The sequence below is a fragment of the Streptomyces sp. NPDC056883 genome (assembly GCF_042788835.1).
Classification (GTDB): domain Bacteria; phylum Actinomycetota; class Actinomycetes; order Streptomycetales; family Streptomycetaceae; genus Streptomyces; species Streptomyces stoeckheimensis.
In genome coordinates, this window is the sequence record NZ_JBHUBS010000001.1 from 1,051,494 (window position 1) to 1,077,760 (window position 26,267).

General features: G+C 70.1%; 27 protein-coding genes, 1 tRNA gene and 1 pseudogene. 19 read left to right on the forward strand and 10 right to left on the reverse strand.

The features are described 5' to 3' along the window. Window positions 1–406: 406 nt before the first annotated feature. Both ACFRU2_RS05020 and ACFRU2_RS05025 read left to right on the forward strand, forming a co-directional pair. Window positions 407–613 (forward strand): hypothetical protein, encoded by a 207-nt coding sequence (locus ACFRU2_RS05020; RefSeq protein ID WP_382967641.1) that lies wholly within the window; start codon window positions 407–409, stop codon window positions 611–613. Between the two features lie 212 nt (window positions 614–825). Beyond that, window positions 826–1,470, forward strand: coding sequence for an HNH endonuclease family protein (locus ACFRU2_RS05025; RefSeq protein WP_382967643.1), 645 nt, complete (start codon window positions 826–828; stop codon window positions 1,468–1,470). A 40-nt stretch (window positions 1,471–1,510) separates the two neighbouring features. Here ACFRU2_RS05025 and ACFRU2_RS05030 read toward each other — a convergent pair whose 3' ends face one another. Further along, window positions 1,511–2,206 carry a hypothetical protein gene (locus ACFRU2_RS05030; RefSeq protein ID WP_382967644.1) on the reverse strand — a complete coding sequence of 232 codons (696 nt, stop codon included), beginning with the start codon at window positions 2,204–2,206 and terminating at the stop codon, window positions 1,511–1,513. Window positions 2,207–2,555: 349 nt separating this feature from the next. Here ACFRU2_RS05030 and ACFRU2_RS05035 point away from each other — a divergent pair, with 349 nt between their 5' ends. Next, window positions 2,556–3,506, forward strand: coding sequence for a hypothetical protein (locus ACFRU2_RS05035; protein WP_382967646.1), 951 nt, complete (start codon window positions 2,556–2,558; stop codon window positions 3,504–3,506). 98 nt (window positions 3,507–3,604) lie between these two features. Here ACFRU2_RS05035 and ACFRU2_RS05040 read toward each other — a convergent pair. After that, window positions 3,605–3,681 (reverse strand) — tRNA-Met (locus tag ACFRU2_RS05040). 188 nt (window positions 3,682–3,869) lie between these two features. On the opposite strand from ACFRU2_RS05040, the gene ACFRU2_RS05045 reads away from it, so the two are divergent. The 3 genes from ACFRU2_RS05045 to ACFRU2_RS05055 all read left to right on the forward strand — a co-directional run bounded on the left by ACFRU2_RS05045 (window position 3,870) and on the right by ACFRU2_RS05055 (window position 6,267). After that, the gene (locus tag ACFRU2_RS05045; RefSeq protein WP_382967648.1) at window positions 3,870–4,220 is read left to right on the forward strand and encodes a transcriptional regulator; all 351 of its coding nucleotides are present in this window, start codon (window positions 3,870–3,872) and stop codon (window positions 4,218–4,220) included. Between the two features lie 2 nt (window positions 4,221–4,222). Then, complete coding sequence (locus ACFRU2_RS05050; protein ID WP_382967848.1) at window positions 4,223–4,882, forward strand: nucleotidyl transferase AbiEii/AbiGii toxin family protein; 660 nt, start codon at window positions 4,223–4,225, stop codon at window positions 4,880–4,882. Between the two features lie 389 nt (window positions 4,883–5,271). Beyond that, window positions 5,272–6,267 (forward strand): hypothetical protein, encoded by a 996-nt coding sequence (locus ACFRU2_RS05055; RefSeq protein ID WP_382967650.1) that lies wholly within the window; start codon window positions 5,272–5,274, stop codon window positions 6,265–6,267. A gap of 75 nt (window positions 6,268–6,342) precedes the next feature. Here ACFRU2_RS05055 and ACFRU2_RS05060 read toward each other — a convergent pair whose 3' ends face one another. The 8 genes and pseudogenes from ACFRU2_RS05060 to ACFRU2_RS05095 all read right to left on the reverse strand — a co-directional run bounded on the left by ACFRU2_RS05060 (window position 6,343) and on the right by ACFRU2_RS05095 (window position 13,858). Then, the gene (locus ACFRU2_RS05060) at window positions 6,343–7,191 is read right to left on the reverse strand and encodes a DciA family protein (protein ID WP_382967652.1); all 849 of its coding nucleotides are present in this window, start codon (window positions 7,189–7,191) and stop codon (window positions 6,343–6,345) included. 12 nt (window positions 7,192–7,203) lie between these two features. Then, entirely contained in the window at window positions 7,204–8,676 is a 1,473-nt protein-coding gene (locus ACFRU2_RS05065; RefSeq protein WP_382967654.1) for a winged helix-turn-helix domain-containing protein, read from the reverse strand. A 637-nt stretch (window positions 8,677–9,313) separates the two neighbouring features. Continuing rightward, window positions 9,314–9,628, reverse strand: coding sequence for a helix-turn-helix domain-containing protein (locus ACFRU2_RS05070; RefSeq protein WP_382967655.1), 315 nt, complete (start codon window positions 9,626–9,628; stop codon window positions 9,314–9,316). A 43-nt stretch (window positions 9,629–9,671) separates the two neighbouring features. Further along, window positions 9,672–10,603, reverse strand: a pseudogene (locus ACFRU2_RS05075) (IS5 family transposase). Window positions 10,604–10,658: 55 nt separating this feature from the next. Then, window positions 10,659–11,558 carry an NAD(P)/FAD-dependent oxidoreductase gene (locus tag ACFRU2_RS05080; RefSeq protein WP_382967657.1) on the reverse strand — a complete coding sequence of 300 codons (900 nt, stop codon included), beginning with the start codon at window positions 11,556–11,558 and terminating at the stop codon, window positions 10,659–10,661. Beyond that, window positions 11,555–12,133, reverse strand: a complete 579-nt coding sequence (locus ACFRU2_RS05085; protein ID WP_382967658.1) for an isochorismatase family cysteine hydrolase — start codon at window positions 12,131–12,133, stop codon at window positions 11,555–11,557. Before ACFRU2_RS05085 ends, ACFRU2_RS05080 begins: the two co-directional genes overlap by 4 nt. Window positions 12,134–12,138: 5 nt before the next feature. After that, window positions 12,139–13,308 (reverse strand): XRE family transcriptional regulator, encoded by a 1,170-nt coding sequence (locus ACFRU2_RS05090; RefSeq protein ID WP_382967660.1) that lies wholly within the window; start codon window positions 13,306–13,308, stop codon window positions 12,139–12,141. 202 nt (window positions 13,309–13,510) lie between these two features. Next, window positions 13,511–13,858 (reverse strand): GntR family transcriptional regulator, encoded by a 348-nt coding sequence (locus ACFRU2_RS05095; RefSeq protein ID WP_382967662.1) that lies wholly within the window; start codon window positions 13,856–13,858, stop codon window positions 13,511–13,513. Window positions 13,859–14,215: 357 nt separating this feature from the next. Between ACFRU2_RS05095 and ACFRU2_RS05100 the strand changes: the two genes are divergently transcribed. The 13 genes from ACFRU2_RS05100 (at window position 14,216) to ACFRU2_RS05160 (ending at window position 26,260) form a co-directional block, all read left to right on the forward strand. Beyond that, window positions 14,216–15,076 (forward strand): hypothetical protein, encoded by an 861-nt coding sequence (locus ACFRU2_RS05100; RefSeq protein ID WP_382967664.1) that lies wholly within the window; start codon window positions 14,216–14,218, stop codon window positions 15,074–15,076. A 201-nt stretch (window positions 15,077–15,277) separates the two neighbouring features. After that, a complete protein-coding gene (locus ACFRU2_RS05105; RefSeq protein ID WP_382967665.1) occupies window positions 15,278–15,784 on the forward strand; it encodes a WhiB family transcriptional regulator in 507 nt (168 codons plus the stop codon). Next, window positions 15,781–16,128, forward strand: a complete 348-nt coding sequence (locus ACFRU2_RS05110) for a hypothetical protein (RefSeq protein WP_382967667.1) — start codon at window positions 15,781–15,783, stop codon at window positions 16,126–16,128. Before ACFRU2_RS05105 ends, ACFRU2_RS05110 begins: the two co-directional genes overlap by 4 nt. A 134-nt stretch (window positions 16,129–16,262) precedes the next feature. Beyond that, entirely contained in the window at window positions 16,263–16,448 is a 186-nt protein-coding gene (locus tag ACFRU2_RS05115; protein ID WP_382967669.1) for a hypothetical protein, read from the forward strand. A gap of 223 nt (window positions 16,449–16,671) precedes the next feature. Further along, on the forward strand, window positions 16,672–16,860 hold the full coding sequence (locus tag ACFRU2_RS05120; protein WP_382967850.1) for a DUF5999 family protein: 189 nt from the start codon (window positions 16,672–16,674) through the stop codon (window positions 16,858–16,860). Between the two features lie 100 nt (window positions 16,861–16,960). Further along, window positions 16,961–17,335, forward strand: a complete 375-nt coding sequence (locus tag ACFRU2_RS05125) for a hypothetical protein (protein ID WP_382967670.1) — start codon at window positions 16,961–16,963, stop codon at window positions 17,333–17,335. 95 nt (window positions 17,336–17,430) lie between these two features. After that, window positions 17,431–19,452 carry a hypothetical protein gene (locus tag ACFRU2_RS05130; protein WP_382967672.1) on the forward strand — a complete coding sequence of 674 codons (2,022 nt, stop codon included), beginning with the start codon at window positions 17,431–17,433 and terminating at the stop codon, window positions 19,450–19,452. A gap of 59 nt (window positions 19,453–19,511) precedes the next feature. Continuing rightward, window positions 19,512–19,670, forward strand: a complete 159-nt coding sequence (locus ACFRU2_RS05135; protein WP_382967674.1) for a hypothetical protein — start codon at window positions 19,512–19,514, stop codon at window positions 19,668–19,670. A 278-nt stretch (window positions 19,671–19,948) separates the two neighbouring features. Beyond that, on the forward strand, window positions 19,949–20,503 hold the full coding sequence (locus tag ACFRU2_RS05140; protein WP_382967676.1) for a hypothetical protein: 555 nt from the start codon (window positions 19,949–19,951) through the stop codon (window positions 20,501–20,503). Further along, window positions 20,500–20,703: a hypothetical protein gene (locus ACFRU2_RS05145; protein WP_382967678.1), complete on the forward strand. Its 204-nt coding sequence runs from the start codon at window positions 20,500–20,502 to the stop codon at window positions 20,701–20,703. Before ACFRU2_RS05140 ends, ACFRU2_RS05145 begins: the two co-directional genes overlap by 4 nt. A gap of 122 nt (window positions 20,704–20,825) precedes the next feature. Continuing rightward, window positions 20,826–23,429, forward strand: coding sequence for a hypothetical protein (locus ACFRU2_RS05150; protein WP_382967679.1), 2,604 nt, complete (start codon window positions 20,826–20,828; stop codon window positions 23,427–23,429). 11 nt (window positions 23,430–23,440) lie between these two features. Beyond that, window positions 23,441–23,890: a conjugal transfer protein TraB gene (locus tag ACFRU2_RS05155; protein ID WP_382967681.1), complete on the forward strand. Its 450-nt coding sequence runs from the start codon at window positions 23,441–23,443 to the stop codon at window positions 23,888–23,890. A gap of 81 nt (window positions 23,891–23,971) precedes the next feature. Then, entirely contained in the window at window positions 23,972–26,260 is a 2,289-nt protein-coding gene (locus tag ACFRU2_RS05160) for a hypothetical protein (protein WP_382967683.1), read from the forward strand. The last annotated feature ends 7 nt before the right edge of the window (window positions 26,261–26,267 follow it).

The window sequence follows — 26,267 nt, forward strand, 5'->3', positions numbered from 1 at the left end:
CCAGCCTCCCGTGAGACAGCCCGTACTGACCTGCGCCCCCGCCCAGATCGGCCCGTGCGCGAGGTGCCGCCAGCCCTGTTGCCGTTATGGGGTCGGGGCCAGCAGCCTGTGTCTTCCGTGCCTGGCTGCCGCGAAGGCAAGCCGCGAGAAGACGGCCGGATAGCGGCTCACCGCAGCCGCGGGTCTTTGGGGCGCCGCCGGCCAGCTCCAGAACGCGGGTGTCGCCGTCGAAGTGCCCTGTGCGCTCACCCTGAACCACCAGCTCCGCTCCGACGCCTACCCACGGAACGGGGCGCCGTTTCCATTGGAAACGCACAGCGCACAGCGACCTCGTATATCCGAGCACCCACCACGGTCAGGGTGTCGTCATGGGAAGTTGCCTCTGCGGAACCCGCAGACTCTTCGTATGAGCACCACACGCCGCCCTCTGGGGCACGGTCCGGCAACCGGGATGTCCACGCGTTCCGAGAACACCGCGCAGCGCCTGCTGCCCGTCGAACAGGCTGGGGCCGACAGCGTGGTGGTCGTCGGGGGCGGGGACCAGTCGGTGGTCCAGCCGCAGGGCCGGCGGGTCCTGGGACAGGGCGGCTCGACGTCGCCGGGGGTTTCGTAGAGGAGAGCAATCGCTAGGTCGGGCGCTCCCCTGCCCTGTTTGTCATGATCACCAGCTACTACGACCTCCTCGACAACGAAGAGCTCGTGGCCCGCGGGGGCCAAGTCCGGCGCTGGGCATGATCGGTTCTTCGGTGAATTCGCTCCCCCGGCGGAGTGAGATCCTTCGGCTCGGGGTCGATCCCGATCCGGGCGGGGCGCTAGTACCTGTCCGTGATCAAGAATCTTGCCCGCGGCCTGAGCGCCGCCGCCCTGGCCTTCGCCGTTCTCGCCCCGACGCCCGCGTACGCCGACGAGTACACCCTCACCGAGGCCATCACCTCTCTGCCGATCGCCGAGGAGATCCGCGACGGCTACAAGCGCGAGCTCTACCCCCACTGGAAGGACGACGACAAGAACGGCTGCTCGGCCCGTAACGACGTGCTGATCGCGGAGGCTCTCGAGGCCCCGACGGTCGGTGCCGGCTGCACCCTCACCGGCGGCGTCTGGCACTCGTACTACGACGACGTCCTGGTCCAGGGTCCATCCGGAATCGACATCGACCACCTCGTACCCCTAGCTGAACTCCACGACTCCGGTGGCTACGGATGGACGACCGAGCGGCGCCGCCGGTACGCCAACGACCTCGGCTCCGACGTAACGCTCGTCGGCGTCACCGCCCGCTCCAACCGTCAGAAGAGCGACCAGGACCCGGCGACCTGGATGCCGGCGCCCGCCGTCCACTGCCGGTACATCGGCGAGTGGGTAGCCACCAAGCACCGCTGGAGCCTCGCCGTCGACCAGGCCGAGCGCGAAGCGCTGCTCCGGTACGCCGCGGACTGCCCGAACGCGACCATCGCCTTCGAGCGCGCCAGCTGACCAGCCCGGGCAGAAGCCCACGCCCACGCCGTCGGTCCCGCTACGAGGCCGGCGGCTGGGTAAGGCGCAGCCAGGCGGTGAGTGCGGCCTGCAGCTCGAGTACGGCCGGCCGGTCGAGCGGTTCGGCGGTCCGGTCCACGCGCAGGGTGACGGACTCGGACGTGACGCTCCAGCCCACGGGCAGGCGCCCGGGCGACGCGATCGCCTCGCCGTGGGCGAGGGTCCGCATCATGGCCGCGACCCGGGGCGGGACCGGTGCCTGGCGGGGCTGCCAGGTGATGTTCCGCTGCCGGACGGGCAGGCCGAGGGTGGTGCGGAACTCGTCGACGGCCGTATCCAGGGGCTGGTCGGTGTCGGGCGCGGTCCCGATGAAGGCCTCGGTGAGCTGCGGGTGCGGCCGGGCAGCGCGCGGGTTGCCCCGCGGGGGTAGCGGGTGCTCCTCCACGTCCAGGCGTACGCACGCCGGCGCGATGAGCACCTCGGTGTAGCCCCTCTTCGTGGCCGCGACGTGTAGGTCGCGCAGGGAGCTGATTGGGCCGGTCAGGATGTGTTCGCCCTTCATCCACGACAGGTCGGGGTGTAGGTAGCGCAGCGGCAGTTTCGGCGGATCGAGCTTGGGCGGCTGCCCGTATACGCCGTGGGAGCGGTGCAGCACGCCGGACTCCGTGAGGAGAACCGTCACCTGCCTGCCGGTGGCCGCGCGGCCCAGCCGGAACCCCACCACGATCATCGCCATCGGCGACCCCACCCTCTTCCGCCCCCAACGGGTATACGACGGTAGCTGGGGCATCCACAGCGGCACGGGGAAATCCGGCAACGGGACACCGCGCGTGGGTGCACACCCGCGCGCAGTAGCTAGGCCGGGCGCTCCGCCTAGCCACCCTCCGATCTCCACGGACAAGTGGTTGAGCAGGCGGCTGTGCCGGATGCACGGCTGTGACCCGCTACTACACGACCGGACATGAACGACCGCTCGGCCTCATCACCCCGGCCCGTGTCCCCGGGGTGTCAGTGGCCTGCGGCATGATGCGGAAGACGTGACGGCAGATCCGGGATTTCAGAGGCCGTCCCGAACGGGGGGCGTTGTGCACAAGCTGGTCTCAGATGAGGTCGGGGTCACGGAGGATCCGGACCTGCACTACGAGAGGTGGCGTTGGGGCGGAAGACTGCCGAGTGAGTCGCTGCGCCGTGCCCGAGAGAGCAACGTCCTGGGGCTGCTCGACTTCGACAGCAACCTGGTCCACGACCTCGGCGCCGCGGACCCGGCCGTCCTGCGTGCTGTGGCGGTGCTCGCCGCTCAGCGGGCCTGCGAGGTGGCGGGCCTGGCCGATGTGCCGTGGGTCGCTGGGGCGCTCGCCGCGTTGACGCAAGGGCATCCGCTACCGCCCCCCTTCGACGACGCGGCCCGGATGCGAGAGGCTCTGGAGTCCACCCCTCTCGAACCGGGTCCGGATGTTCTCGGGGCAGTACCGCCCCAGCGGGGGCGGTACTTTCCCCCGCTGCCGGAAGGCTTGGTGTGGGTCAAGACCGCAGAAGAGAGCGACGGGGAGACGAGCTACAGGCCTGATCGGCTACCGGGCAGCGAGGCACCGATGGTGTACACCGAGCTCGTGTTCCCTGCCTTCACACCGCAGGTCCGTGGGCCCATCTCACAGCCGCATTCCGCTCTCCCCGCCGTACGCGCTGCTGCCGAACCCGACCCGCTCAAAGCGGCTCTGGATGCGGTCTGGGATGCGCTGGGCACGTACGGAGAGCACTACCCGAAGTTGTTGGATGAGATCCGGTCGGTCTGGGGCGGGCGGATATCCGTACCGGCTGCAAAGACAGGGCCCGCTGATCTGGGCCGACGACTGCGGAGCGGACGAGGGAGCGTAGCGATGGTCAACTACCGGGTGAAGCGGGTACGCGCGAGCGACGGCAAGGCCATGGTGTCCGCGGTGAGCTACGACCTGCCCAGCGCCGAGCACCGCAGGGCAGGTCTAGAGGCCGAGGGCGCCACGGACATCAAGATCGTGAAGGTGAAGCCCGGCGAGTAGGGTCGCCCGATTCGCGTGCACTCGGCCGTCTTCACGGCACACGCGGGCGTTGAATGCGAACAGCCCCCTCGACCTGGTGGTCGAGGGGGCTGTCGCGTTGGTAGCGGGGACAGGATTTGAACCTGCGACCTCTGGGTTATGAGCCCAGCGAGCTACCGAGCTGCTCCACCCCGCGTCGGTGAACACCACCCTACGGCACTGGTCCCGCGCTTCCGACCGAGTAACCGGGCGGTGAGGCGCTCCCGATCCACCCGCGGCAGCAGCTTGTAGGGAACACCAGCGACTAGGGTCTGCTCGACATCGACGAGACCGCGGCCCGGGAGGATCGACCCGTACGGCGCCGGTCCGGTGGATACTCGGAGCATGACTGTCTCCAACCCCGGTCTCGACGACGCCGTGCTGTACAGGCTGAAGTTTGCCCGCCGGCTTCCCCCGAGCCTGTCTGCGCTGACCGGGCCCGTCCACGGAGTCATCGAGCTTCCCTTGCACGTGGCCTGGTCCGGGCTGCGCGCCTTCGACCTCGACCAGCCCCGCCAGCGCATGGGCCTCTACCGCACCGTCCTGGCCGAAGGCACCCGCGAGGACCTGTGCCGCTTCCTGAACGCTGAACTGCTCGCCAGCCTGTGGCCGGTCCTGCGGACCTTGGCCGGGCCGAGCGTGAGGGGCGTGTGGGAGCAGGCCTTCCCTCAGCTCCGGGAGCTGGCCGCGGCGTGAAGATGCCGGAACTGCACGCACGGCTCCTCGCCGACGTGCTCGCGCTCGGCTCCCCCTATCCCCTGGTCCTGACCGGCGGCTACGCGGTGCAGGCGCACGAGCTGCTGGAACGGGTCAGTCAGGACCTGGACCTCGCCACCGAGTCCCCGACCCCGATGGACGAGATCGCCCAGGCCGTGCGCGCAGGGCTCACGGAGCGGGGCTGGCAGGTCGCCGAGGTCGAGATCGCCCCGCTGTCCGCCCGCTTCCAGGTCACCGACCCCGCCACTGGCGAAGCGTGCGAGGTCGACGTGCTGAAGGAGGTCTTCTGGCGGCCGATCGCCCACAGCGCCTACGGTCCCGTCCTCGCCGAGGAGGACGTGATCGGCACCAAGGTCCGCGCCCTCGCTGACCGGGGCGCCGCCCGCGACTTCCTCGACGTGTACGCCGCGTCCCGCCGCTGGACCACCACCGACCTCGAAGAGTTCGGCCGCCGCCACGCCCGAGGCCGGTTCAGTCCCCAAGACCTCCAGAGCCGCCTGGCCGGCGCTGACTGGATCGACGACGCCGAGTTCACCGCCTACGGCCTCGACGAGAGCGCCATGGCCGCCCTGCGTACCTGGGCGCAGCTCTGGTCCGATGACCTCGCCCGCCGCCTGCACGAACACGATCCAGACGCCTGAGAGCGACTCCCGGTCTGCGACATGACGAAGCCCCGGACCAGTCGGTCCGGGGCGTGCTGCACCTAGCGGTCCTGAGGGTCCGGCTCGGATGGGGCGGCCCAGACCGCTTCCTCTGGGTGGGTGGTCGTGCGGAGCTTGACCCAGGCGGCGTCGTGAGGGATGCCGGTCGTGCGTGAAAGCCGTCTGGCCTGCCAGGAAGTGATGGGGGAATAGATCCAACGCCGTCGGGTGAGCTGATTCATGCGTCGATGCATACCCTCGTCGGTCAGTCGCAGACAGTACAGTGCCAGCCCGGCGGCCCCGTACCGGCGCCGCTTGTTCCTCAGGAGGGGTTGAGCGGGACTGAGAATTGCGGTGCTCTGTGGAGATGGTTGCTCCACCATGGACGGATGCATGATGACAACGAATTTTCCGAGCCTGACGAAACCGAGGGTCAGGGAGCAGAGGACTCTGAGGCTCAAGCAGACGCCGTGCCGCCGCCCGACGAGTGGATCCGGGAGGCAGCTGTTGTCTTTGGTGCCCTGGCTGCCGACGCGGCACGCACCCGAGAGGCCCTGAGGCAGGCAATTAGTCCCCTGATACCCGTCATTGCCGATATCCAGCGCTACGGGCAGACGATCCGGGACAACATGCCCGACCTTTCCTTTCTTTCCTCGATCGCACCTCAGATCGACCCGGAATGGTTCCGCGGTCTGGCCGATGTGTTGGTCACAGCTCACGGCATAATTCGGAAGACGTTGCCGAGTAATTGGCTAGGGGAATCTTTCGATTACACCGTGATGGTGTCGGTCCTGAACGAAGGCATACCACTGGCCTGGGTGCCTTCCGCCCCCGTCATTCATGGGCTGCTGGCTGCGCCAGATGCGCGAGCTCGCCTGCGAGTGCTGGAGGCGAACACCGAGGAAATCGTAGCTGCGTGCCGAAAGGCTCTCAGTGAAGTCAGCCAGCCAGGTCTCCAGCAACAGGTTGCCCTGCTTGAAGACTGCCTGGCCATGGTTGAGGCCGACCTACCGGCAGGCGCCCAGGCGCTCGCAGCCTCGGTCTGGGACACCGTCTACCGGGCAGTTTGGCGCGCAGATCCATTGTTGAAGACACCGGGATGGTTCAAATACAAGGAAGTCACCAGGAAACTCCCCAAGGCTGACCTTGACGACTCTACCTTGCTGGCATTCCGTCACGCTTGCGTCCTTGCGCCGATCGTAAAAGGCCTCGAAGAATTCCGTGATGGTCACCCCATCCCCAGCGCCTTCAATCGTCATGCCACTACTCACGCCGCCGGAGCCAGTCAATACACCACAGCGAACGCGCTGACGGTACTAATGCTGGCTGTGAGCCTCGTACGCGAGCTGGAGCAGGGAAATCTCGCCTTCGCGATTCACAGCTGACGATCGCTGGGGAAGAAGCGGACGGTGAGAACGCTCAGCCTTCGCTGCGACGGAACATCCGCGCTGGACAGGGTTTCAGCCGGTCCTGAACTCCATGTGCCGGGACGCGGGCGGCGAGGCCTGGAAGGGCAGCTGAGTGAGTCCGGCCTTCTCGGCTCGGGCTCGGGCCAGCGCATGAGCTTCGGAGGATCCCCGGGCCTGCTGCCGCTCAGCCTGTTCGCGAAGGCGTTGGGCCTCGGCCTGTCCCTGAGCGAAAGCACTCTCGGGTTCCAGGATCCGGTTGCGAATCTGTTCGCGGCGGGCCTGGGAAATGAGGGGGTTGCCGGGTTCCGTGTAGCGGTGGGCGCGGTGCTGGGCGACGGCTTCCCGGTAGCCAGCGGGCTGCTCGTACTCCACCGCGGGGGCAGCGGCCTGGACGGGCGGCCCGGCAGGACCTGCGCCAGGCCGGAGCACGACCGGCGTGGGTGTGGCTCCGGGAGGCAGGATGCGGATGGCGCGGACCGCCATGGGGCTGCCCATGGCCGTGTTCGCAGCAGCGATCAGCTGCGGGGTCCGCAGCCGGACGGCGGTGGCGTACGCGCTGGAGACAGGGCGCACGGCGAGCTCGCCACTGTCTGCGTCGTACCCGGCCAGGTCCACGTATCCGGTGAGGTCGGTCGCGATGCTCTGCCACTGATCGGTCAGCGAGGCGCCGGCTGCCGGGAGCTCCCAAGCCCGATCAGCGACGAGGTCACTCAGCAGGGCAGCGAATCCGACGGGCTCACGACCATCCTGCCGCCGCGCGAGCCGGCTGCGCTGTGCCTTCCGGGATCCGGAGGGGCGGTCACCGCGCTGCTGCGCGGCGGCACGGGCGGCCGCGAGGGCCTGGCGGGCGAGGTCCACACCGGATGACGGAGCCTGCGCGCGGTTGATGGAGTCGGACATCCAGCTTTCTCCTTACCGGCGAGCGAGGGCCATCGGGCGGGTGGGGCGGGGGATGTTCAGAGCGCGGTGAACGAGCTCGGCGCCGAGGATGTACTCCGCGGCCGGCCGGCCGAAGGTCGTGATCGTGGTGCGGACCATGGAGCTCTGGCCGTAGCTGTACTCCTCCCGACCCGCCGCACGCATATCCGCGACTTCCTGGGCACTGAGCCCCAGGTCGACGTTCTGGTCGACGAGGATGCCGACGGTCTTGTCGTAGTCGGCGGGAACCACCGGGCGGGCGAGGGCGAGGTAAGGCAGCCACGCGGCCTTCGCGGCCTGGCTGCGGGGGCCCTGGGGGACGGCTTCGAGCTCCTGGTGGCGCCGGGCAGCCGCCGCCTTCGAGTCCCGCCAGTCGGAGACCATCCCGGCGCGGGCTTCGGGGGTGGCAACGGTCTGCTCGGCGCCGCGCAGCAGGGTGGCAAGGAGTCCGGAGGCGCGGTGGACAGTGTCGACCTCGCCGCGGGCATGCAGCCACGCCCGCACCTCGGCCGAGCTCCAGCCGGCGTCGGCAACGTGCCGGATGACCCAGGCGATCCGCGGCGTGGAGGCCCGCCCGAGCCAGGGGATCTCCCGGATCAGGTCCGCGGCCAGCTGGTAGCGGCGCCCGACCCGGTTGACCCCACGACGCGCCGTGGCGCCGGACTTCTTCCTGGTGGACGACTCGCTCTTCCCGCTGGCGATGCCTGTCGTCTCAGAGGGCAGCGAAGTAGTACCGGCAGAAGGAGAACTTGAGGTACCTACCTGCATTGGGGTGCAACGGGCCCCGCCCGAAACAACCGTCTCAGCGCCCTCAGCAGCCCCCGTCCCGGAGGTCTTCGACGAGGTCTTGGAGGCCTTCTTTCGGGGCTTGCGGACTTTCCGGGCTGCCTGCTTCGCGAGCTTGGCCATCAGCTCCCGGCCGGCCTCCGCGATCCCGGTCATGGCCCGGGTGTACGCGGGCGTCGCCTCGTCCCGCAGTACCGTGCGGATGCCCAGCGCGACGTCGAACTCGGTGGGGATCATCCGGGCGAACTCGCTCGCCTGCGCCGCTTCGCCCTTCACCCGGGTTCCCCGCACTACGTACGCGAGCAGCCCGGCCTCCCGCAGCATCCCCAGGTGGTACTCCACGGAACGCTCCGACAAGCCCGTACGGCGTACCAGGTAGCCGATCCCCGGACGGCACGGGAAGAGCAGCGCGAGCTCCTGGGCGACCCGCACCGTGGACAGCCCGAACGTGCGTGGCCCGTGCGACCGGTGCCGCCGCGGTACGTACAGCCCGGCCCCGGCGACCCAGTGGACCGCCTGCATCCAGGAGTAGCCGTCCAGCGCGACCCGGCCCGACGACGTCGACAGCCACTGGAATGCCTCCGGCACATACAGGCCGGGCAACACGGAGACGACGATGTCGTCGGCCGACGTGCGCGGAGCCGGGATCGTCACGACGGCCGACGGCGCCGCGGCGCTCACTGGCCAGCCTCGGCTACACGACGAGGCGCGGGTTGTCCAGGAAGAGCCTCTTTCAGTCGACGGGCCTTATAAGAGGTGAAAATAGGAGCAAACCGGCGCTCTGCCGTTCGCTTCGCGGCGAAACGAGCAGGGCTCAGCTTTTCAGGGGACACCAGATCGGGCACTATGAACTCGTCCACCTATCCATGCAGAAATCGAGACCGGCCCCCTTGCGGGACGCGATCGCTTCTATGTGGGGATGTGGGCCCGCCCGCTCCGTGAGGAGTGGACGGGCCTCCGAACGAAGACCAGCGGCGACCTCCCTTCGTGGATCTCGACCCTGCGAATCGAACGGTGATGCTGCGGAGCCCCTGTGGTGGGGGACCCGCGGTCGGACCTGGTTAGGGCCCTCTTTGTGGCCTGGTTAGGGCCGTTGTCTAGATGAAGTGCGGCTCGATGAGCCGCTGCTCAGACCCCATTGGCGTGGGGAGCTGAGCGGCCGTCCTGGATGTTCTTCCAGACGGCGGACGGGCCGCGCGAGGCCGAGGTGGACGGCAATCCACCCGATGGCGCGCACGGTCGATGGCCCTAGGTCATCCCATCCCCCTTGAACCGGAGGCTGGCGTCAGCATGCCCGTTGGCGGTTGCGAGCGTCAGGTCAGCCAGCATCGGCCACCTCCGGGAACTTCTCGGCCAGACGCTGCAGGAAATGCGCATACGCATCCCGGTGAGGCTGGCGGGGTACCGCCTTGCCTGACTCCCAGGTCTTGACGGCCAGCACCCGTACCCCAATTGCCTCAGCAACCTGGGCCTGCGTCAGTCCAGCAGCGAGACGGAGTCGCTGCCGGATGTGAGGCGGCGGCAGAACGGGATTGTGGTCCACCAGATCGTCAATTCGGCGTAGAGCATCGGACATTAGTGAACCCCCAACCCTCGATCCATATCGTGAACCATACCTCACTTGGGTGATCATCGATGGCAGCAGTGCTCGTGTCCTCTAGGCACTGTTTCCTGGATCATGTTCGGAGCCAGATGATGAGGGCGGCGAGGGTGACGGTGCCGAGGTAGACGTAGGCACGCTTGTCGTAGCGGGTAGCGACGGCTCGGAAGCCCTTCAGCCGGTTGATGGTGCGTTCGACGGTGTTGCGCTTCTTGTATCGCTCGCTGTCGAAGCCGGTGGGCCGGCCGCCTCGGGACCCGCGGTTCTTGCGGTGTCTTTGCTGGTCGAGGCGTTCGGGGATGGTGTGCCGGATTCCGCGTCGTCGCAGGTAGCGGCGGTTCTTCCGGGATGTGTAGGCCTTGTCCGCCAGGACATGGTCAGGTCGGGTGCGGGGCCGACCGACTCCGACACGAGGCACGGATACTTGCTCCAGCACCCGCTCGAACTGGGGCCCGTCACCGTAGTGTCCGGGTGTCAGGACGAGGGCGAGGGGCCGGCATCGCCCGTCCGCGGCGAGGTGGATCTTGGTGGTGAATCCGCCGCGCGAACGTCCCAGACACTCGCCGATCTGGCCACTTCCTCGAGTCGGGCCACCAGTTTCTGCAACACCGGATCGACCTGGTTCGTCCCCCGAACACTCCCCTTTTGAGAGACCGCGGCCGCCGGTGTCTTCCTCGCACCGGCGGCATGCTGGTGGGCCCGCACAGCCGTCGAGTCCACCGAGACGTCCCAGTCGATCCGGCCCGCGGCGTCTTCGGCTGCCTGGATCCGAGACAACAGCATCGTCCACGTTCCATCGGCTGACCAGCGGCGATGACGTTTGTAGACGGTCTCCCACGGACCGAACCGCTCTGGCAGATCCCTCCACTGCACGCCCGTCCGCACCCGGTAGAGGACCCCGTTGATCACCCGGCGGTGATCACTCCACCGGCCCCCACGGGCACCACCGGGAGGTAAGAACGACTCCAGCCGGTCCCACTCCGCGTTCGTCAGATCTCCTCGACCCATACAGAGAGCCTGACCCCAACAACCCACTCACGTCAGGAGATCCGAGAAACAGGGCCTAGGCGACGGAGTAGTAGTACGAGAGAACCGCTTCAGCCCCGGACCCCTGCGCCGTGGTGATGCGTTGGTAGCGGCCGGACCGCAGGTCGCCGACCACGAAGATCCGTGGATGCTGCATCTCTGGCGGGCAGTAGCCGTTCTCGTCCACCTTGAGCCCTTTCAGGGCTGCTGGCCTGCTGCCGAGGTTCGCCAGGACCGAAGCTGCGGTGTAGGTGCGGTGAATCCCCTGGCGATCCTTCACCTCCACCGTGAAGCCGTCGCCGTGGTCTGGCTGCGAGAGGGAGACGTGGGAGACCGGAACTATCCGAACTCGATCATCACCGGATACTTCGGCCAGCTTGTAGTCGTCGGTCGGTGGGGCGAGAACGTGGAGCGTGGCGGAGGACTGAGGATGCGCTCGCAGCCAGGTGCCGAGCGGCCTGTCACCCCCAAGCACGTAGGTCCGTGGACCGATCTGCTCGGGCTTGGCGCGCCAGAGCGGAGGCGTGGCCAGCGAAGGGGCGGCGCTGATCCAGTCGGTGTCGGAGGGCGCCATCGCGGTCACGCCCGTGCCGACCACGACCGCCCGCGCGCTGAGCACCTGGGTGTCCGCGAGGATGACCTCCGCTCGGTCGGAGTGCCCCTTGACCCCCACGGCGCGAGATCGGACCAGCGAGCATCGGCCGGCTTGCTCGAGGCGTGACAGATCCGCGGCCAAGGCGTCGGCCAGCTGAGGGCCGGTCGTCCAGTTGCCGGAGACGTTCTCCAGCGCGCCGATGGTCTGGAGCTTGCCGCCGATGCTGTCGGCCTCCACGACGAGGACCGTCATGTTGAGGCTGGTGGCCATGAGGGTGGCCGCCACGCCAGCGGGGCCGGCCCCGACGACCAGGACGTCGGCGTCGAACGAAGGTGTACTCACTGGATTCTCCCGGTGCCGCTGATGCGGGACAGAGCGACGTCGCTGGTGATGAGTTGCGCGGCGCCCAGATTCCGGGCCCCGAGCAGCAAGGCCGCCTCGTGGTACTGGGAGCCGCCGCTGGAGGCACACGCGTCGGTGACGACCCACGGACGGTAGCCCCGTTGGTAGGCCGCTGTGGCGGAGTCGTACACGCAGGCATCTGTGTCGATGCCGCACAGCACCAGGTCAGTCCAGCCGGAGTTCCGGATGAGCTGCGATCCCTCGGGCGTGAAGACGGACGCTTGGGACTTGTCGATGATCCGGGCCGAGTCGTCGATGAAGGGAGCCAGGTCCTTTACGAACGCCTGCTCCTCGGCGGTGCGCAGCCGCTTCCAACCGGAAATCGTTTCGTAGGGCGAGCCTGGCGCGTTGTGAAACCGGGTGAAGACCACCGGAGCGCCGGCTGCTCGCCAGCCGGACACCAGTCGCACGACCGTCGGGACGACGTCGCGGCTGTGCTGGTTGACGAAGCCCTGCTGTACGTCAATCACGAGCAGCGCTGTCGATCTCGGGTCCAACCCGTCCACCTTTCCCATGGCCATCAAGAGTTGCTGTCTCGGAGAGCGTCCTGAGCGGCGCGCAGCCGATCGGGGAGTTCGCTCGTGGTCAAGATCGCTTCGCGCATCACGCGGTGCTGAGCCGTCTCGGTGGGACGCGCGGTTGTGAGCCGGTAGTACGCACTCCGCAGAAAACGCCAGCCGTACTCGGGCGGCATCACCGGGTCGTGTCCGTCCTCGACGGTGTGCAGGACGTGGGAGGAGAGCGCCCACAACGCCTGGACGTCCAGCTCCAGTGCGACGATCTGGCTTGTCGTCAGGGCGCGCTCATCCGGCTGAGGATGGTAGGAGACTCCGGACCATCCGGCGACACCCCGCGAGACGCCACCTCCGAAGGGAACGGCCTCGGCGTGAGACCAGCCCTCCCGGAATTTCGCGGCCTCGACGTGCGGCCCTAGCGAGACGACGTTTTCCGGATCCTGTCGGTTGACCAGAACAGAGGGCGTGGCCAAGAGCTGCAGCGCGGTGTCTAGGCCCGCACCCGTCCAGGAGTTCTCGCGGAGCTCGTAGACCGACAGCACGTACTGGGGCGCGGGCACCTCATGATGGGGTGCTTCATCGGCAGAGTGGAGCTTCATGAGCTGCGTGATCTGCTTGCCTGCCCAGTCAGGTTCCTGCAGATACGTGCGGTATCGCCACACCGCCAGATCGGTCAGCGATTCGACGCGGTGATGCTCCTCCAGGTGCACTACGGCGACGCCGCACCCGTAGACGTGGACCGCCGACGACTGGGCCGATCGGTGTCCGGCCGGAAGGGTCCGTCGCTCCAAGCCCCCCGGGCCAGACGGCGCGGGAGCGCCGCCGGCGTATAGGGGGGCGATCTGTTCGCCCACATAGGCCGGCAGGAACTTGTGGGAGACGACGGTGCAAGGCGTCGGCTGCGGAGTATCGAGGCCCACCGCCGCGACGGCGGTGCCGTGAAGGCTCGCCAGGCGAAGGCGGAACGCCTCCTGCTCCTCGGGGGTGCACTGGTTCAGCGTCGTATCGAGGATCTGCGCCATCTGCGGACGGCACACGCTGGTCCGGTTCCTCTGCCAGTGCGAAACCGTCCGCGGGCTGATCCCGAGATGGGCGGCGAATCCTCGCACCGACGCGCGCATTACTGATCGCAACAGCAGTGCCTCCTCGCCTGTCCACTGCTCGACTGCGATCACTACACACCCCCATGACGCTTTGTTGCCAGGCAGGAAGAACCCGGTTGCGACGCTATTGCGACACCCCTTCCACGCCGGGACATCTCGCCGAGACGCCCGCGACCCCGAAGCTGATCTCCGTCGAAGTGATGCCGATGACGAACGGGGGGACACCGTGGTTGCCGCTACAGGAGAACGAGGCACGAGGGCGTCGTGGTCGGGCTCAGGACTGAGCCGAACCGTTGCCCTGGTTCTGCTCGACACGTTCGAGGCGCGCAGTCAGATCGGCGACCTGTTCCTCAAGGCGCCGGATGGTCTGTGCAGTCGGGTCGGCCAGCGCATCGAGGGCGTTCTCGCGAATGAAGCTCCCGCGGCCCGTGTGGGAGTAGATGACTCCGTCCCGTCGAAGCTCGGCGAAGGCACGCTGCACCGTTCCGGGCGCGACGGCGTACTTGTTCGCCAACTCCCTGGTGCTCTGGAGTTTGTCGCCAGGCTTGAGTTGCCTGAGGCGAACCTGTTCGCGTACGTCCTGCGCGATGCGCTCGAAGGGTTGCATGGCCTCGTCCGTCATGAGCCACATCGTAGAGCCACCTCGCTCGGATAGATAGCCTGCCCAACCTGGTTGACACGGTAGCGAATGTACTGGTTAGGTTAGCCACGTCGACACGGTTGGTCGCCTACCCGGCGTCAACAGCGAAGACGTACGTACCACTGCACCATCGCGGTTCCTGCGGCTCGCCTCTTCGGAGTTGGGCGGTGGTCGGAGGCGGTAGCACGATCAAACCCCCCGGCTGGCAGGACTGCTTGTACGACCTCAGCGCTGATGCGCTGTCTGTCTGCCAGGACTCGGGCGTTGGCCGGGGGCCTGGTGGGTGGAGAGAGCATCCGCCCCGCAAACAGCCCTCCCTCCCCCTGCCGAGGAGTCGCTATGCCCGAGCTCGTCATGCCCAAGGCCGCCAAGCGCCAGGGCCGCACCCGTACCTCCCGCGTCAGCCCCCTCGACGCGATCGCCCTTTCGGCCCTGTCGCCCGGACACATCGACATGCGGACTGTGGAGTCCACGCAGACCCGCCGCATCTCGTTGGTGTGTCCGGACTGCGGCACCTGGGTGGCCGTGACCCCCCACCGCGGTACCTACCTGCTCAAGCTCGTCCCGCACCACACCGGCCAGGCTGGCGTTGCCGACGCGATCCGCTGCGGCTCCAGCAACCGCCTCGTCGACGTGGACATCACCGACTACGCCTGGCGCCGCCAGTACAGCGAGTGGGCGAGCGAAGAGCGGCTCGCCGTCGATGTCACCCGTCACCGCCGCGCCACCGTCCAGACCCTGAAGGTCGCCCGGCCCCAGCAGCGGCCCGCCGACCGGCGCTCCCAGTGGGAGCGTGCGGTGCCCGCCGCCCGCAAGGCCGACGCCGCCCGTACGGTTACCGCCGACGCGATCCCCACCACCCGGGGTCGGGCCGTCGACGGACCCGCCGGCGCCCCGGTGGCCACGGTCCCCCAGACCGCCGGAGACCGGCGATCAGTTCGCGCCCTTGCCACCGGCGTCCTTCACGCCCTGGCCGACGTCGACCAGGACCGGTGCGCGGGAGACGTCCTCGCGGAGCAGCTCACCCGCGCCGCCTACACGCACCTGGCCACGGTCTGGCGCCGTCCCCTGACTTCTGCGGACCAGCCCACGTACACCGCCGTAGTGGATGCAGTCAGGGCCGCGCTGCCCGCACCGGCCCAGGGCGAGAGCGTCGTCGCGTACACCGTCCGCTGCCGCAGGTCCGCACTCGCCGCCTGACCCACACCACCACCCACGGTCCGACTCTCGCCAGTCAGCCCCGGACGAACGACCACGGCCCCGGCCGCCCCGCAGTGCCAGGGGGCGGCCGGGGCCGTGGCTGCTCGTACAGCAGCCAGAAACGACGAACCCCCGGGCTTAGGCCCCCGGGGGTTCGGCTCTGCAGTCCCCCTCCAGAAAGGGCAGACGCACATGCACAGGATGACATCTACTCAGGCCCGGCGGATGCGCCGGCCGGTCCTCCAGGCCGAGGTCGACGCCGGCGCCGGATGTGTCGGGGCCCATCCGGACATGTTCTTCCGCGGTGACGGTGCGCCGCTGCTCGTCTGGCAGGAGCAGCGCACCGAGGCGCTCCGTTTCTGCCACGGCTGCCCGGCCCGGGCGGCCTGCGAGGAGCTGGCCCTGCGCGACGGCGACGGCACCAACCACGACGACATGGTGCGCGGCGGACGGTCGGGTACCGAGCTGGCGGCGCGTCGCAAGGCACAGGCCCGGCGGATCAGTGCCGCCATCGCCGCCGACACCGCCAGCGGCGAGGAGTGGAACAAGCTGACCGACCTCACCGCGAAGCTGCACCGGGCGGCCGGTCTGAACCGCCGGCTCGAGTTCCAGGCGCAGCACAACGAGCGGGTCGACGAGCTCCGTGCCGACCTCGCCGCGGTCCGTTCCGCCCGCCGCGCCCGTACCGGATGGGAGGTCGCGGCATGACCACCACCCTCACCCCGCGCGCCGGGAAGATCGACGACATCCGGCGCGAAGACGACTCCCGCGGCTACGAGCGGGACGAGACCGACTCCCTCCACCAGGTCGGCAGCCTGCTGCTCACGATGGCCGAGCGGGACGACGCCTGGATCCCCGAGGGGCGCCGGGCCCGGCGCACCCTCGCCGAGATGGCCCCGGGCTACGTCCGGCCCCCGCTGCTCTCCTTCACCACGCTGTCGTTCCGTGCGGCGGACGACGCCTGCGGGCTGTGCGGCTTCTGGACCTGCCACTGCGGCCAGAACGCCGCCGCTCCGGCCCCGTCGCCGAGCGCGACGGGCACGGTCCGGTGAGCGGCTGCGGCCACCCGCCGACCCTGGTCACCGTGAACTCCACCGGCGCGGACGGCAAGCCGTACCAGTCCGTCAAGCACGAGCCCTGCGCCTGCGGGGCGCCGCCGCAGCCGCAGCCCGAGAAGGAGTAGGGCTTGCACATACCGGCCGCCCGCACCGCACAGCACCACGCGGTACGGGCCATCGCCGTACGCGGCCTGACCCACCCCCTCACCCAGGCACTCTTGGCGGCCGCCGTGTTCACCGCGACGGCCGCCTGGGACGCCGGCCACCGCGTCACCGACATCCACCCGCCCCTCGTCCGGCGCGGCCAGAGCTGATTGCCGGTGTCCCGCCTGACGGGCCCGGAAGACAAGTTTTCGATCGCAGCCCTGGTCCGCCGCGTACCGGCCGCCCGCCCCCAGGGACGCCGCCCTTCCACATGCCGTCGGTCCGGGAGAGTCTCGGGCCCGCCCTCGCAAGGAGAGCCTCATGCAGCGCAGCACCCAGCTCGACACCGCGACGACCACCGCCATCACCGGCACGACCCGGATGCCGGAGTCCTTGTGCACGCACCGGCCGACGTGCCCGACCGCCGACAGCCCCGACCGCGAGGCCGCGCACACCATCGCCTCCCACCCCGAACAGGGCTGGAGCCTGTTGTGTAACGCGCTGGTCCTCTTCGACGACACCGGTGAACTGCTTCCCGGGGGCCAGATCATCGCCCCGCACCGCCCCCTCACCACGGTCTGACGGCTGCCTGATCCGCCCGCACCGACGCCGAACTCCGGCGGCCGGGCCGGGCGGTGAAGGGGAGCCGGACAGCCCGGTCCACGACCCGCAAGGAGCAGGAATGCACTCCTACACCGACACCGTGGCCGCGCTGGCGGCCGGGTTCAAGCGCGACGACTTCGTCCTCTACCGCGACCCGGAGAAGTTCTGGAAGGGGGAGGCGAACCACACGTTCGTCTGCCGGGTCGACGACGTCTTCCCCTATCCCAACGGGGAGATCCGCTACACCCTCACCGTCCTGACCGGCGGCCTGGTGACCAAGGCCCGCAGCCGCTACATGCGGCTGCTGCCGCCGGAGGACGCGATGTGCGACATCGACACCGCCCCCCTCAACGCCGGCACGGCCGCCGACATGACCCCGGCGGCCGTCGCCTGGCTCACGCAGCAGACCGCCACCGCCTCCAGGCGCCCGGAACTGCCGCCGCGCCGCGGCTGACCCGGCCACCGTCTCCCCCTCCCTTCCTGCGTCTGCCGCCCGGCCCCCGCCCGGGCGGCAGACGCAGGGAGCGCGCCACGAGAAAGGACCCCGCTGTGACCACCCGACGCCCCGCCCGCCGGCCCGCCACGAAGACCACCCCGACGAAGAAGACCGTCGACCAGCCCGCCGAGAACACCGGAACGACCACCGCCGTGGACACCGCGCCTGAACAGCCCGCGGCCGCCGCCCACGCTGCTCCGGCCGTGGACACCGAGGCGCTGGTGACCGCCGCGCGCGCCGAGGCCGACCAGCTCCTCGCCGCCGCCCGTACCGAGGCCGAGTTGCTGGTGGACCAGGCCAGCCGGCAGGTCAACGACGCGGACGCCGCCGCACTGAAGGCGCAGAACGAGGCGGAGGCGATCCTCGAGGCCGCCACCGTGCAGGCCGAGCGGATGCGCAAGCTCACCGACGAGCAGATCACCGCGGCGGAGGAGACCGTGCAGCGCGCCCGCACGATCGCCGACGGCGACCTGGCCGCCGCTGAGCAGACCCTGGCCCGCCGCCGCCAGGCCGCTGAGAAGCTCCAGGCCGAAGCCGAGCTGGAGGCCGGCCGGATCGTGGACGCGGCCCGCGCCCGGGCTGAGCAGATCCGCGCCGAGGCCGAGGAGGACAAGACCCGCGCCCATAGCGAAGCCGACGCCACCGCCACGCACGCCGCGCACCTGGTGGAGGAGGCCAAGGAGCGGGCCGCCGACCTCATCGCGGCGGCCGAGGCCGACGCGGAGGCCCGGCGCGAGGCCGCGGCCCAGATGCGCGAGCAGGCGGAGAAGGACTCCGACCAGCTGCGCACACAGGCCCGGGACGGAGTGGCGGCCGCCGAGGAGGACGCGGCGCGGATCCTGGACGCGGCCCGCAGCCAGGCCCGCGAGGTCCTGCGCGAGGCCGAGGACGACGCCGATGACCGCCGCACGGAGGCGCAGCAGACGCTTCAGGCGGCGCAGGAGCAGGCCGAGGACGAGGTCCTGAAGGTCCGTTCGCTGGCCGAGGCGAAGGCCGCCGGGGTTATCACCGGCGCGGAGGCTGCCGCCGCCGAGCGGATCGCGGTCGCCGAGAAGGAAGCCGCCCGCCTGGTCGCCGAGGCCGAGGAGCAGGCGAACGCGGTCCGCTCCCGGGCACGGGCCGAGCAGCAGAGCGCTCAGCAGCAGCTGACGGCCACCCGGGAGGAAGTGGCCCAGGCGCAGGCGCTCATCACACGTCAGGCCCAGAGGAAGAACTTGGTCAACACCTGGGGCCCGCGCGTGGCGCTCGGCGCGACGATCGTTCTCACCGCGTCCGGCGAGTTCGCTCTGGCCAAGCTGTCCGGCTGGCCCTGGCAGGTTGCCTGGGCGCTGCCGCTGGCGATCGACGTGTACGTCGTGCAGGCGTTCCGCCGGCACCGCGACGTCGCCGCCGCACTCATCCTCATGGTCGCCGCGAACGCCGCCTACCACCTGGCCGCTGCCGGGCTCGTCGGCGTTGAGACGCCCGTCGGCGACAAGCTGAAGCCGCTGTGGTGGCTGATCGTCTCGGTCGCCGCCATCGCCCCGTGGGTGATGTGGCGGATCCACCAGATCACCAAGGAACCCGGTGAGACCGGCACGGCCACGATGGCGCAGCCGGTTGAGACGGACCGCACCCGGGCCGCCGGTGAGACCGGCACCGCCCGCTCCGCCGATCTCACCGCCCCCTGTGAGACGGTCCCCCACCCCCGCACCGCTCCGGCCCCCTCCGTTGAGACAGGCGAGGGTGAGACACGGTGGGCCCTTGAGACGGCACCCGGTGAGACCGGGGCCCCGGTGAGCACGACTGAGACGACGTCTCACACGAGTGAGACCCGCAGGTCAGAGCGTGAGACGACCACCAGCACCGGGGGCACGGTAGCCCTGCCGCTGCGGTCGGTTGAGACGAACCGCCCCATCCTCGCCAGGGACGCTGAGATCGAAGGACAGGTCACCTCTCTGCTGAGCCTCATGTACCGGCGGCAGGGCATTGACACCGTCTCAGTCGACGAGGCCAAGGACATCCTCGGTGTCTCACGGGCCACCGCCGGCCGCCGTCTTGAGATCGCACGGTCCCGCTTCAAGAACGTCTCGTGAGACAACGCGGCCAACCAGGCCGCGCCGCTACCCCGCCCCGACCGATGGGAGCTCGTCCTGTGAGCACGCTCCAGTACGTGATCGGCATGGTCCTCGTCCTGGTGGCCCTGGCCACCGTCGTGGCCACGCCGCTGCTGATCGCCCACTCCCGCGCGACGTACGACCACGGCCCCGGCTGCTTCTGGTGCCACCCGCGCATCCCGGGCACGCGCCGCTAGCGCTGAACCCGCCCCGCACCCGCGTCCGACACCACCAGTGAAGGCCAGCCCAATTGGAGTTTGGGCTGGCCTTCGCCGCGACTGCCGGAAGCAGCCACAGCCCGCCCAGTACACCAGATTCACCGCCTTCAGCAGGCCGGTCTCCCGTACTGGGACCTCCTTTGTCTTCGGCTCCTGCGAGGCCGGTATCGGCTGGTCCCGACGAAGCTGCCGCGCTCTCGCCGAGACGCGCAAATGACCACAAAGCAACCTGTCCTTCCAAGGAGGAGCCGCAGCTCATGGATATCAACTCCCTGTTCACGGATCAGGGTCTGAGGGCCTTCACCGCCACCGTCCGCGACCAGCACGTTCGCGATGCCCAGCAGTACGGGCAGATCGCCGACATCGTGCGCCGGCGCCTGGAGCAGACGCCCGTTGAAGGCGACCGCTGGGTCTGGGCGGCCAAGAAGATCCGTGCCTGGAAGGTGTCGCGGCAGCTCAAGGCCATGCAGAAGGCGTCCGGTGAGGCCGCGAGCAAGGCCGAGGCCCTGTACGCGACCTACGTCAACGAGGTCCTGGCGCTGCCGAAGCGCCGGGAGACGGCGGCGGCCAAGAAGCTGGAGCGCAAGAGCGGCCGCCAGGCCGCCGTCGGCGCGGCCGTCGCGGGCTCGCTGAACCGGACGGTGACCGCGCTGAACACCCCCCAGGAGCAGATGCTGGGCGCGGTCCCGCAGGCGAGGCCGGCGGAGTTCCTGGCCCCGGACAACCCCTGGCAGCAGTGGCCGATGGCAGCCGGCGGTGAGCGGCCGACCAGCACGATCAACGACTACTTCCCGCAGGGAGAGGGACGTTGACGACGCCTCGGCAGACGCAAAACCGTGCGAAGCACTGGAACGCGCGGATCGCGGAAGCCCGGACCGAGAAGGAGCGGGCCGGGGTCTGGTACGACGCGTGCCGGACCCTGGCCCTCAAGGCCGAACGCGAGGGCCGCCCCGAGGTGTGGCGCAAGCTCACCGAGGAGCTGCACGACTTCTTCAAGAACAACGGAGGGTGACGAAGTTCTTCTTCTTCACCGCCTCCTCCCCTCCGCCTGGAGCACCCCGAGGCGCGCGCGTGCCGTGCGCGCGCGAGGGTGCCCCAGGCGTGACCGTCTGTCAACTCCTCGAGGGAGACGTCATGGCCGACGACGACGGCCCCAACAACCTGATCCACTTCCCCCGCGTGGGCTACACCGCCCCCGCCGACCCCCCTGCGGAGAGCACCGGTCCGGCACCCTCCGACGTGCCGTTCGCGGCCCCCGCCGATGTCACTCCGGCCCCCACCGACACCCCCGAAACGTTTGAACCCGCGATCCGAACCTCGCCTCTGGATGCCATCTCGGCGCTCCCTGAGCCGGGTCTGGGCACCCCGTTCGCCGCCGGTTCGGAGCCTGCCGAGGCTCCGTTCGGGACGGGGGCGCAGGTCCCGGACACCTTCCGCTCGGAGGGCGGGCAGCCGGCCGCCGGGCCGCGGCTGGGGGCGCTGTCTCTGGCGGCGATCCTCGCGGTGTCGCTGGCCGCGATGCGCGGGATTCACTCCGCCGTTGCGACGGGCCGGGCCAACCGGGAGCAGCGTGAGGCGGTCGCGAAGACCGCGAGCACCGCCAAGGACGGCTCCCCCGGGGGCAGTTCGAGGCGGCAGGTGCAGCCCGGGCATGAATACGGCCGCAAGACCCTCCAGCAGGGCCCTGGCGGTCCGGGAGGCCGCTCCGGCGGCTCTGGTCCGGGCAGGTCTGGACGGGGCGGCTCAGGGGCGTTCAGCGGCTCGGGGGGCCGGGGGCGCGGCGGGTCGACGACCAGGTCGCCCAGCGGCTTGGGCGGTGGTCGCGGACGCGGTCCGGGCTCCGGCTCGGGCGGCGGCGGTCGCACCACCTCGCCCGACAAGAACGGCTCCGGGATCACCCCCCTCAAGCGGAACTCGCAGGGCGGCGGCCACAGCCTCAAGAAGAACCGCGGCCCCGGATCGTCCGGCGCAGGCGGTTCGGGAGGCTCCGGCGGAGGCAAGGGATCGGGCAACACCGGCGGCGGAGGCGTCAGGAAGAACCGCGCCTCCGGCGGCGGCGGGGGGTCCGGCTCCTCCGGAGGCGGCTCCACCACGAACCGCAAGCGCGGTCCCGGCAGCACCGGTGCCGGGGCCGGCGGTTCGTCCGGCAGCCCGGCCGCCAAGCGCGGACCGGGCTCCGGGACAGCAACCGGCAAGACGACGGGCCCCGGCACCAAAAGCCCCGGCACCGGCAAGGGGACGGGCACCGGCACAGGAACGGGCGGCAAGACCCCTCCCGGCACGACCGGCTCGAAGGGCCCTGGCACCGGCAAGGGATCGGGGACCGGCCCCAAGAGCGGGACGAAGAAGTCGCCGCGCGGCACGACAGGACCGTCCGGAACCCTGGGCAAGAAGCCCGGCACCACCACCTCCGGCACCGGCCCGAAGACGAAGCCGAAGGGGAAGGGCAGCGGCGGTGCGGGCACCACGGCGCCCGGCAGCAAGCGCGGAGGGAAGAAGGGCAAGACCCGCCCCGGCAAGGGCGGGAGCGGTCCGGCCTCGGTGCCCAGGTCGCCGGGCGGCAAGTCCCGCAAGGGCAAGAAGATCACGCTCACGCCGGGCATCGAGCACGGCACGTTCGCGGCGACCGACAAGTACGGCTGCCGCTGCCGCAAGTGCCGACGCTTCCACAAGGAGTACAGCCGCAAGGTCCTCGGGGCGATGAAGTCCGCGGCCCGGGGCCGGACCACCTTCGGCCAGGCCGTCCACGAGACCGCTGAGAAGCGGCTCAGGCGGCGCCGCAAGAACATGGGCCATCCGGTCTTCACGAAGGTCAAGGTCAGGAAGCCGAAGAAGAAGGCTGGCCCGAAGACCAAGACCAAGCCCAGCGGCACCAAGCCCGCCGGTCCCGCTACGAAGGCGCCGGCCGGTCCCGCCGCAGTGGCACCGACCCGGCGCACGCCCTGGTCCACGGCCAAGGCACGGGCCCGCAAGCGCGCCCGGATGCGCACCACCACGGTCCCCGTACCCCACCCGGCGCCGACGACCGGCCCCACACCGCCCCCGCCGCCGGGCGGAGCCGCTCCTGCGGCAGCCGCAACGGCCCCGGCGGGCGGCGGAACGGTGCCAGGCACCGGCACGCCGCGCCTCTCGCCGTTCGAGGCGATGGGCATGGCGACGGCGGTGTCCGATCCGGCCGGTCCGATCACGGTCGAGCGAGCCGACTCCCCCGGGCCCGGCCCGGCGACGTCCGGCGCGGGTCTTCCCGCCGGCAACCCGAGCACGAAGGAGAACAGTGTGAGCACCGCCCCGGATCTGACCCGCGACAACTGGATGGCGATGTGGGGCAGCGGCGGCATCGCGGACATGGACGCGCAGCACGAGACCGAGGTCACCCTCGACGACACGCTCGACGTCCTGGAGGAGCTCACCGCGCAGTCGTTCACGGCGCACGAGACCTGCCGCAAGCTCGCCAGGAAGGCGCGGCAGATCCGGTACGAGCTGGACGAACTCGCCGCTGACCTGCGCTCCACGCACAACGTCATCGGCCGCCTGACCGGCGCCGCGATGGCCAGGCTCGCGGAGTCCATGGAGCTGTTGGCCCGCAAGGCCGACGAGATGGCCACTAAGTCCCTGGTCGCGGCGGAGCTCTCCGAGAGCGCGGAGAACGCGATGTTCGACGCCTACCGGCCCCTCCAGCAGGCCACGGAGGACGCGGGCCTGGCCGTGCCCGCCGCCCGCGTCCACAACGAGAACTGAAAGGAGATCACGTGAGCGACAACCTTCCCGCCATCCCGGGCATGAACAACGGCGTCGCCAGCAGCACCGGCAGCGCCAGCAGCGGCCTCGGCTTCCTCGCCCTGGCCGGCCGGACCGCGAAGCTCGCCGCCTCCGCCCTCTTCCTCAAGGAGGGCATGCACCTGCTCCGCTCCCACATGCAGGCCAACGCCACCGCGGCGATGCGCCTGGCGGAGATGTGCGGCCAGGCCGAAGTCGAGCCCCGCTTCACCTCCATGATCATGGACACCTCCACCGCCCTCACCGGGGTCGCCGAAGCGTCCGGGGAGATGGTGAACGCCGCTGACGCCGTCGACACCGACGCCCGCGGCTTCAACGGCGCGCATGAACGGGAGTACCGCTCCGGCTACGAAGCCTCCAACGGCTCCGGTGTCCGCCAGGGCAAGCCCGGCTTCTACCGGCGCACCGGACGCCGCCGCTGACCCACCCCACCCCCACCGCAGCAGGGGCCGCGCCACACCGGGCGCGGCCCCTGCTGCCCCTGCCCTCGAACGGAGGCTGTGTTGAGCACCATCGACCAGGCGGCGCCGCCCGCCGACACCACCAAGGCCGTCCCGAGCCACGTCATCTACCGGCGCGTCCTGGCCGAACGCACCTCCTACGCCCTGGCGGCGGCCGGTATGGCCATCGGCCCGCAGCTGGACGACAGCGCCTGGTCCTACCTCGCCTCCGGCGGCATCGGACTGGGCACCCTGGCCTGGCTGTACGCGAAGACCAAGAACCCCGACCAGGGCCTGAACGTACTGACCCGGGCGCAGCGGGCGCTCCCGCTCCTGACGGCCGCCGGCACCTACGTGGCGAACCTGATCACCCCCGGCTTCAACTGGTGGGAGATCGTCGACGCCGCTGCCTGGGCCGGTCTGATGGGCTGGATGGCGCCGATCACCCGCAGCGCCGGCCTGGTCCTGGAGCTCAGCGAGCAGCAGGCGCAGACCGGTCCCGCCCGGGAGCTGACGTACACCGAGTTCCTCGCCGCGAAGTGGGCGCAGGCCACCGGCGACGGCACCCGCCTGGTGTCCATCACCCCGTTCCGCGCCGACCGGCCCGACTTCGAGGCCGTCGTCGTCGCCCAGGCCGGGAAGGCGGTGCCCGCCTTCACCGACGTGCAGCTGGCCGCCGCGTTCGACTTCCCCGTCGGCACTGTGAAGATGCGGCCCGTGCAGGGCTCGGGGCCCGGCCGGATGCGGCTGGTCGCCCGCCCCACCTCAGAGGACCTCGAGGCCGCCGCCGAAGGGCTGCGCGGGCTGTGGGAGACCGCGGTCGCCGCCCCCGGCAAAGCCGCCCCGGGCGTAGACCTGATCGACTACCGCTCCGAGCCGCACCGCATCGTGCTCCTGGTCGCCTCCCCTCCGGGCAAGGAGATCCGCCTCCCGCACACGGCGATCTGCTCGGCGTTCGGCATCGACGACCCGTCCCGCCTCGTCATCGAGACCGACGGCATCCGCCAGGGCGTCGTCTCCATCTACAAGACGAACCCGCTGATGAAGGTCCGCAAAGCCACCGTCGAAGACCTGACGATGGACTCCAAGGGCCGCGTCACCATCGGCGTCTGCCACGACGGCAAGCCCGCCCGGATGCGGCTGTGGGACCCGAGCCAGGGCGCGCTGCGCGGCATCACCGCCGGCGTCACCGGCGCGGGCAAGTCCGTCCTGCAGAACCTGATCCTCGCCGCGGAGAAGCGCTCCGGCGTCGTCTCCTGGGTCGGCGATGTCCAGGGCGGCATGTCCCTCCCGGAGGCGGAAGGGCGCGTCGACTGGTTCGCCAAGGGCCCGGTCGAAACGCTCCTGATGCTCACGGCCGCGCACGCGGTCATGAAGTACCGCGAGCGGCTCTCCAACGAGATGGGGCGCGGCGACTTCGCGCTCGGCCGGCCCTGGCCGCTCATCAACATCACGCTGGACGAGATCAACCGGCTGCTGTCCCACCCGGACGAAGCGATGCGCAAGGCCACCGCCTACCTCATCGCCGACATCCAAAAGACCGGCCGCAAGGTCGGCATCGGCATCCGGCTCGCCGTCCAGTCCCTGCACCTCAAGGACCTGGGCGACGACGACGCGATCCGCCAGCAGGGCAAGGTCGGCGCACTGTTCCTCATGCGCACCGCCTCCTCCTCCACCAAGGAGATGGGCCTGGACGGCATCGCCCCTCCCGGCTTCCAGATGGAGAACATCCCCGCCCGGATCTACGAGAACGGGCAGATCGAGGCGCTGTTCTCCGGCAAGGACGACGAGGACGGCGAGTCGACCGCGGGCATGGCGTACATGTTCCTCGACGGGCGCGCCAAGTTCATGCGCACCTTCTTCGCCGAGAAGGTCGACGGCGTCTACCCCGACCTGATCGCCCTGTACGGCGACGCACCGGCGAACGGCCTCACCGAGGGCGAAGCCAGGGCCGCACAGACCGCCGTCCAGATCTACGAGGTCCGGCACACCAACCCGTACGCGGACTGCGACACCCTCGCCCAGGCGTTCTCCGACGCTCCCGGCAGCAAGCCGGCGGCCGGCCCCCCGCCCCCCGACACCAACGGCGACGACGAGAGCGAGGCGCCGGTCCCGTTCGAGACGCCGTTCGGCAGCCCGTTCGGCGACAGCACCCCCGACATCGGGGAAGAGCCCGGCCTTCAGGACCAGATCCTCGAACTCCTCGCCGACGGACCCCAGCAGCTCAAGGACCTGCGCGCCGCGCTTCCTGGGTTCCAGCCCTCCAGCGTCAGCAACGCCTGCACCCAGCTCAAGGCGAAGGGCCTGGCCGTCTCGCGCAAGCGCGGCTACTGGCAGCTCGCCGACAGCTGACCCACCC

What these genes read in the sequence shown, in the direction of transcription:
- ACFRU2_RS05055 (WP_382967650.1), top strand. Translation starts at nt 5,272, where the DNA reads ATGCATGATGACAACGAATTTTCCGAGCCTGACGAAACCGAGGGTCAG.
- ACFRU2_RS05100 (WP_382967664.1), top strand. Translation starts at nt 14,216, where the DNA reads ATGCCCGAGCTCGTCATGCCCAAGGCCGCCAAGCGCCAGGGCCGCACC.
- ACFRU2_RS05030 (WP_382967644.1), bottom strand. Translation starts at nt 2,206, where the DNA reads ATGGCGATGATCGTGGTGGGGTTCCGGCTGGGCCGCGCGGCCACCGGC.
- ACFRU2_RS05085 (WP_382967658.1), bottom strand. Translation starts at nt 12,133, where the DNA reads ATGGGAAAGGTGGACGGGTTGGACCCGAGATCGACAGCGCTGCTCGTG.
- ACFRU2_RS05060 (WP_382967652.1), bottom strand. Translation starts at nt 7,191, where the DNA reads ATGTCCGACTCCATCAACCGCGCGCAGGCTCCGTCATCCGGTGTGGAC.
- ACFRU2_RS05095 (WP_382967662.1), bottom strand. Translation starts at nt 13,858, where the DNA reads ATGACGGACGAGGCCATGCAACCCTTCGAGCGCATCGCGCAGGACGTA.
- ACFRU2_RS05110 (WP_382967667.1), top strand. Translation starts at nt 15,781, where the DNA reads ATGACCACCACCCTCACCCCGCGCGCCGGGAAGATCGACGACATCCGG.
- ACFRU2_RS05050 (WP_382967848.1), top strand. Translation starts at nt 4,223, where the DNA reads ATGCCGGAACTGCACGCACGGCTCCTCGCCGACGTGCTCGCGCTCGGC.
- ACFRU2_RS05020 (WP_382967641.1), top strand. Translation starts at nt 407, where the DNA reads ATGAGCACCACACGCCGCCCTCTGGGGCACGGTCCGGCAACCGGGATG.
- ACFRU2_RS05105 (WP_382967665.1), top strand. Translation starts at nt 15,278, where the DNA reads ATGACATCTACTCAGGCCCGGCGGATGCGCCGGCCGGTCCTCCAGGCC.
- ACFRU2_RS05070 (WP_382967655.1), bottom strand. Translation starts at nt 9,628, where the DNA reads ATGATCACCCAAGTGAGGTATGGTTCACGATATGGATCGAGGGTTGGG.
- ACFRU2_RS05150 (WP_382967679.1), top strand. Translation starts at nt 20,826, where the DNA reads ATGGCCGACGACGACGGCCCCAACAACCTGATCCACTTCCCCCGCGTG.
- ACFRU2_RS05140 (WP_382967676.1), top strand. Translation starts at nt 19,949, where the DNA reads ATGGATATCAACTCCCTGTTCACGGATCAGGGTCTGAGGGCCTTCACC.
- ACFRU2_RS05045 (WP_382967648.1), top strand. Translation starts at nt 3,870, where the DNA reads ATGACTGTCTCCAACCCCGGTCTCGACGACGCCGTGCTGTACAGGCTG.
- ACFRU2_RS05125 (WP_382967670.1), top strand. Translation starts at nt 16,961, where the DNA reads ATGCACTCCTACACCGACACCGTGGCCGCGCTGGCGGCCGGGTTCAAG.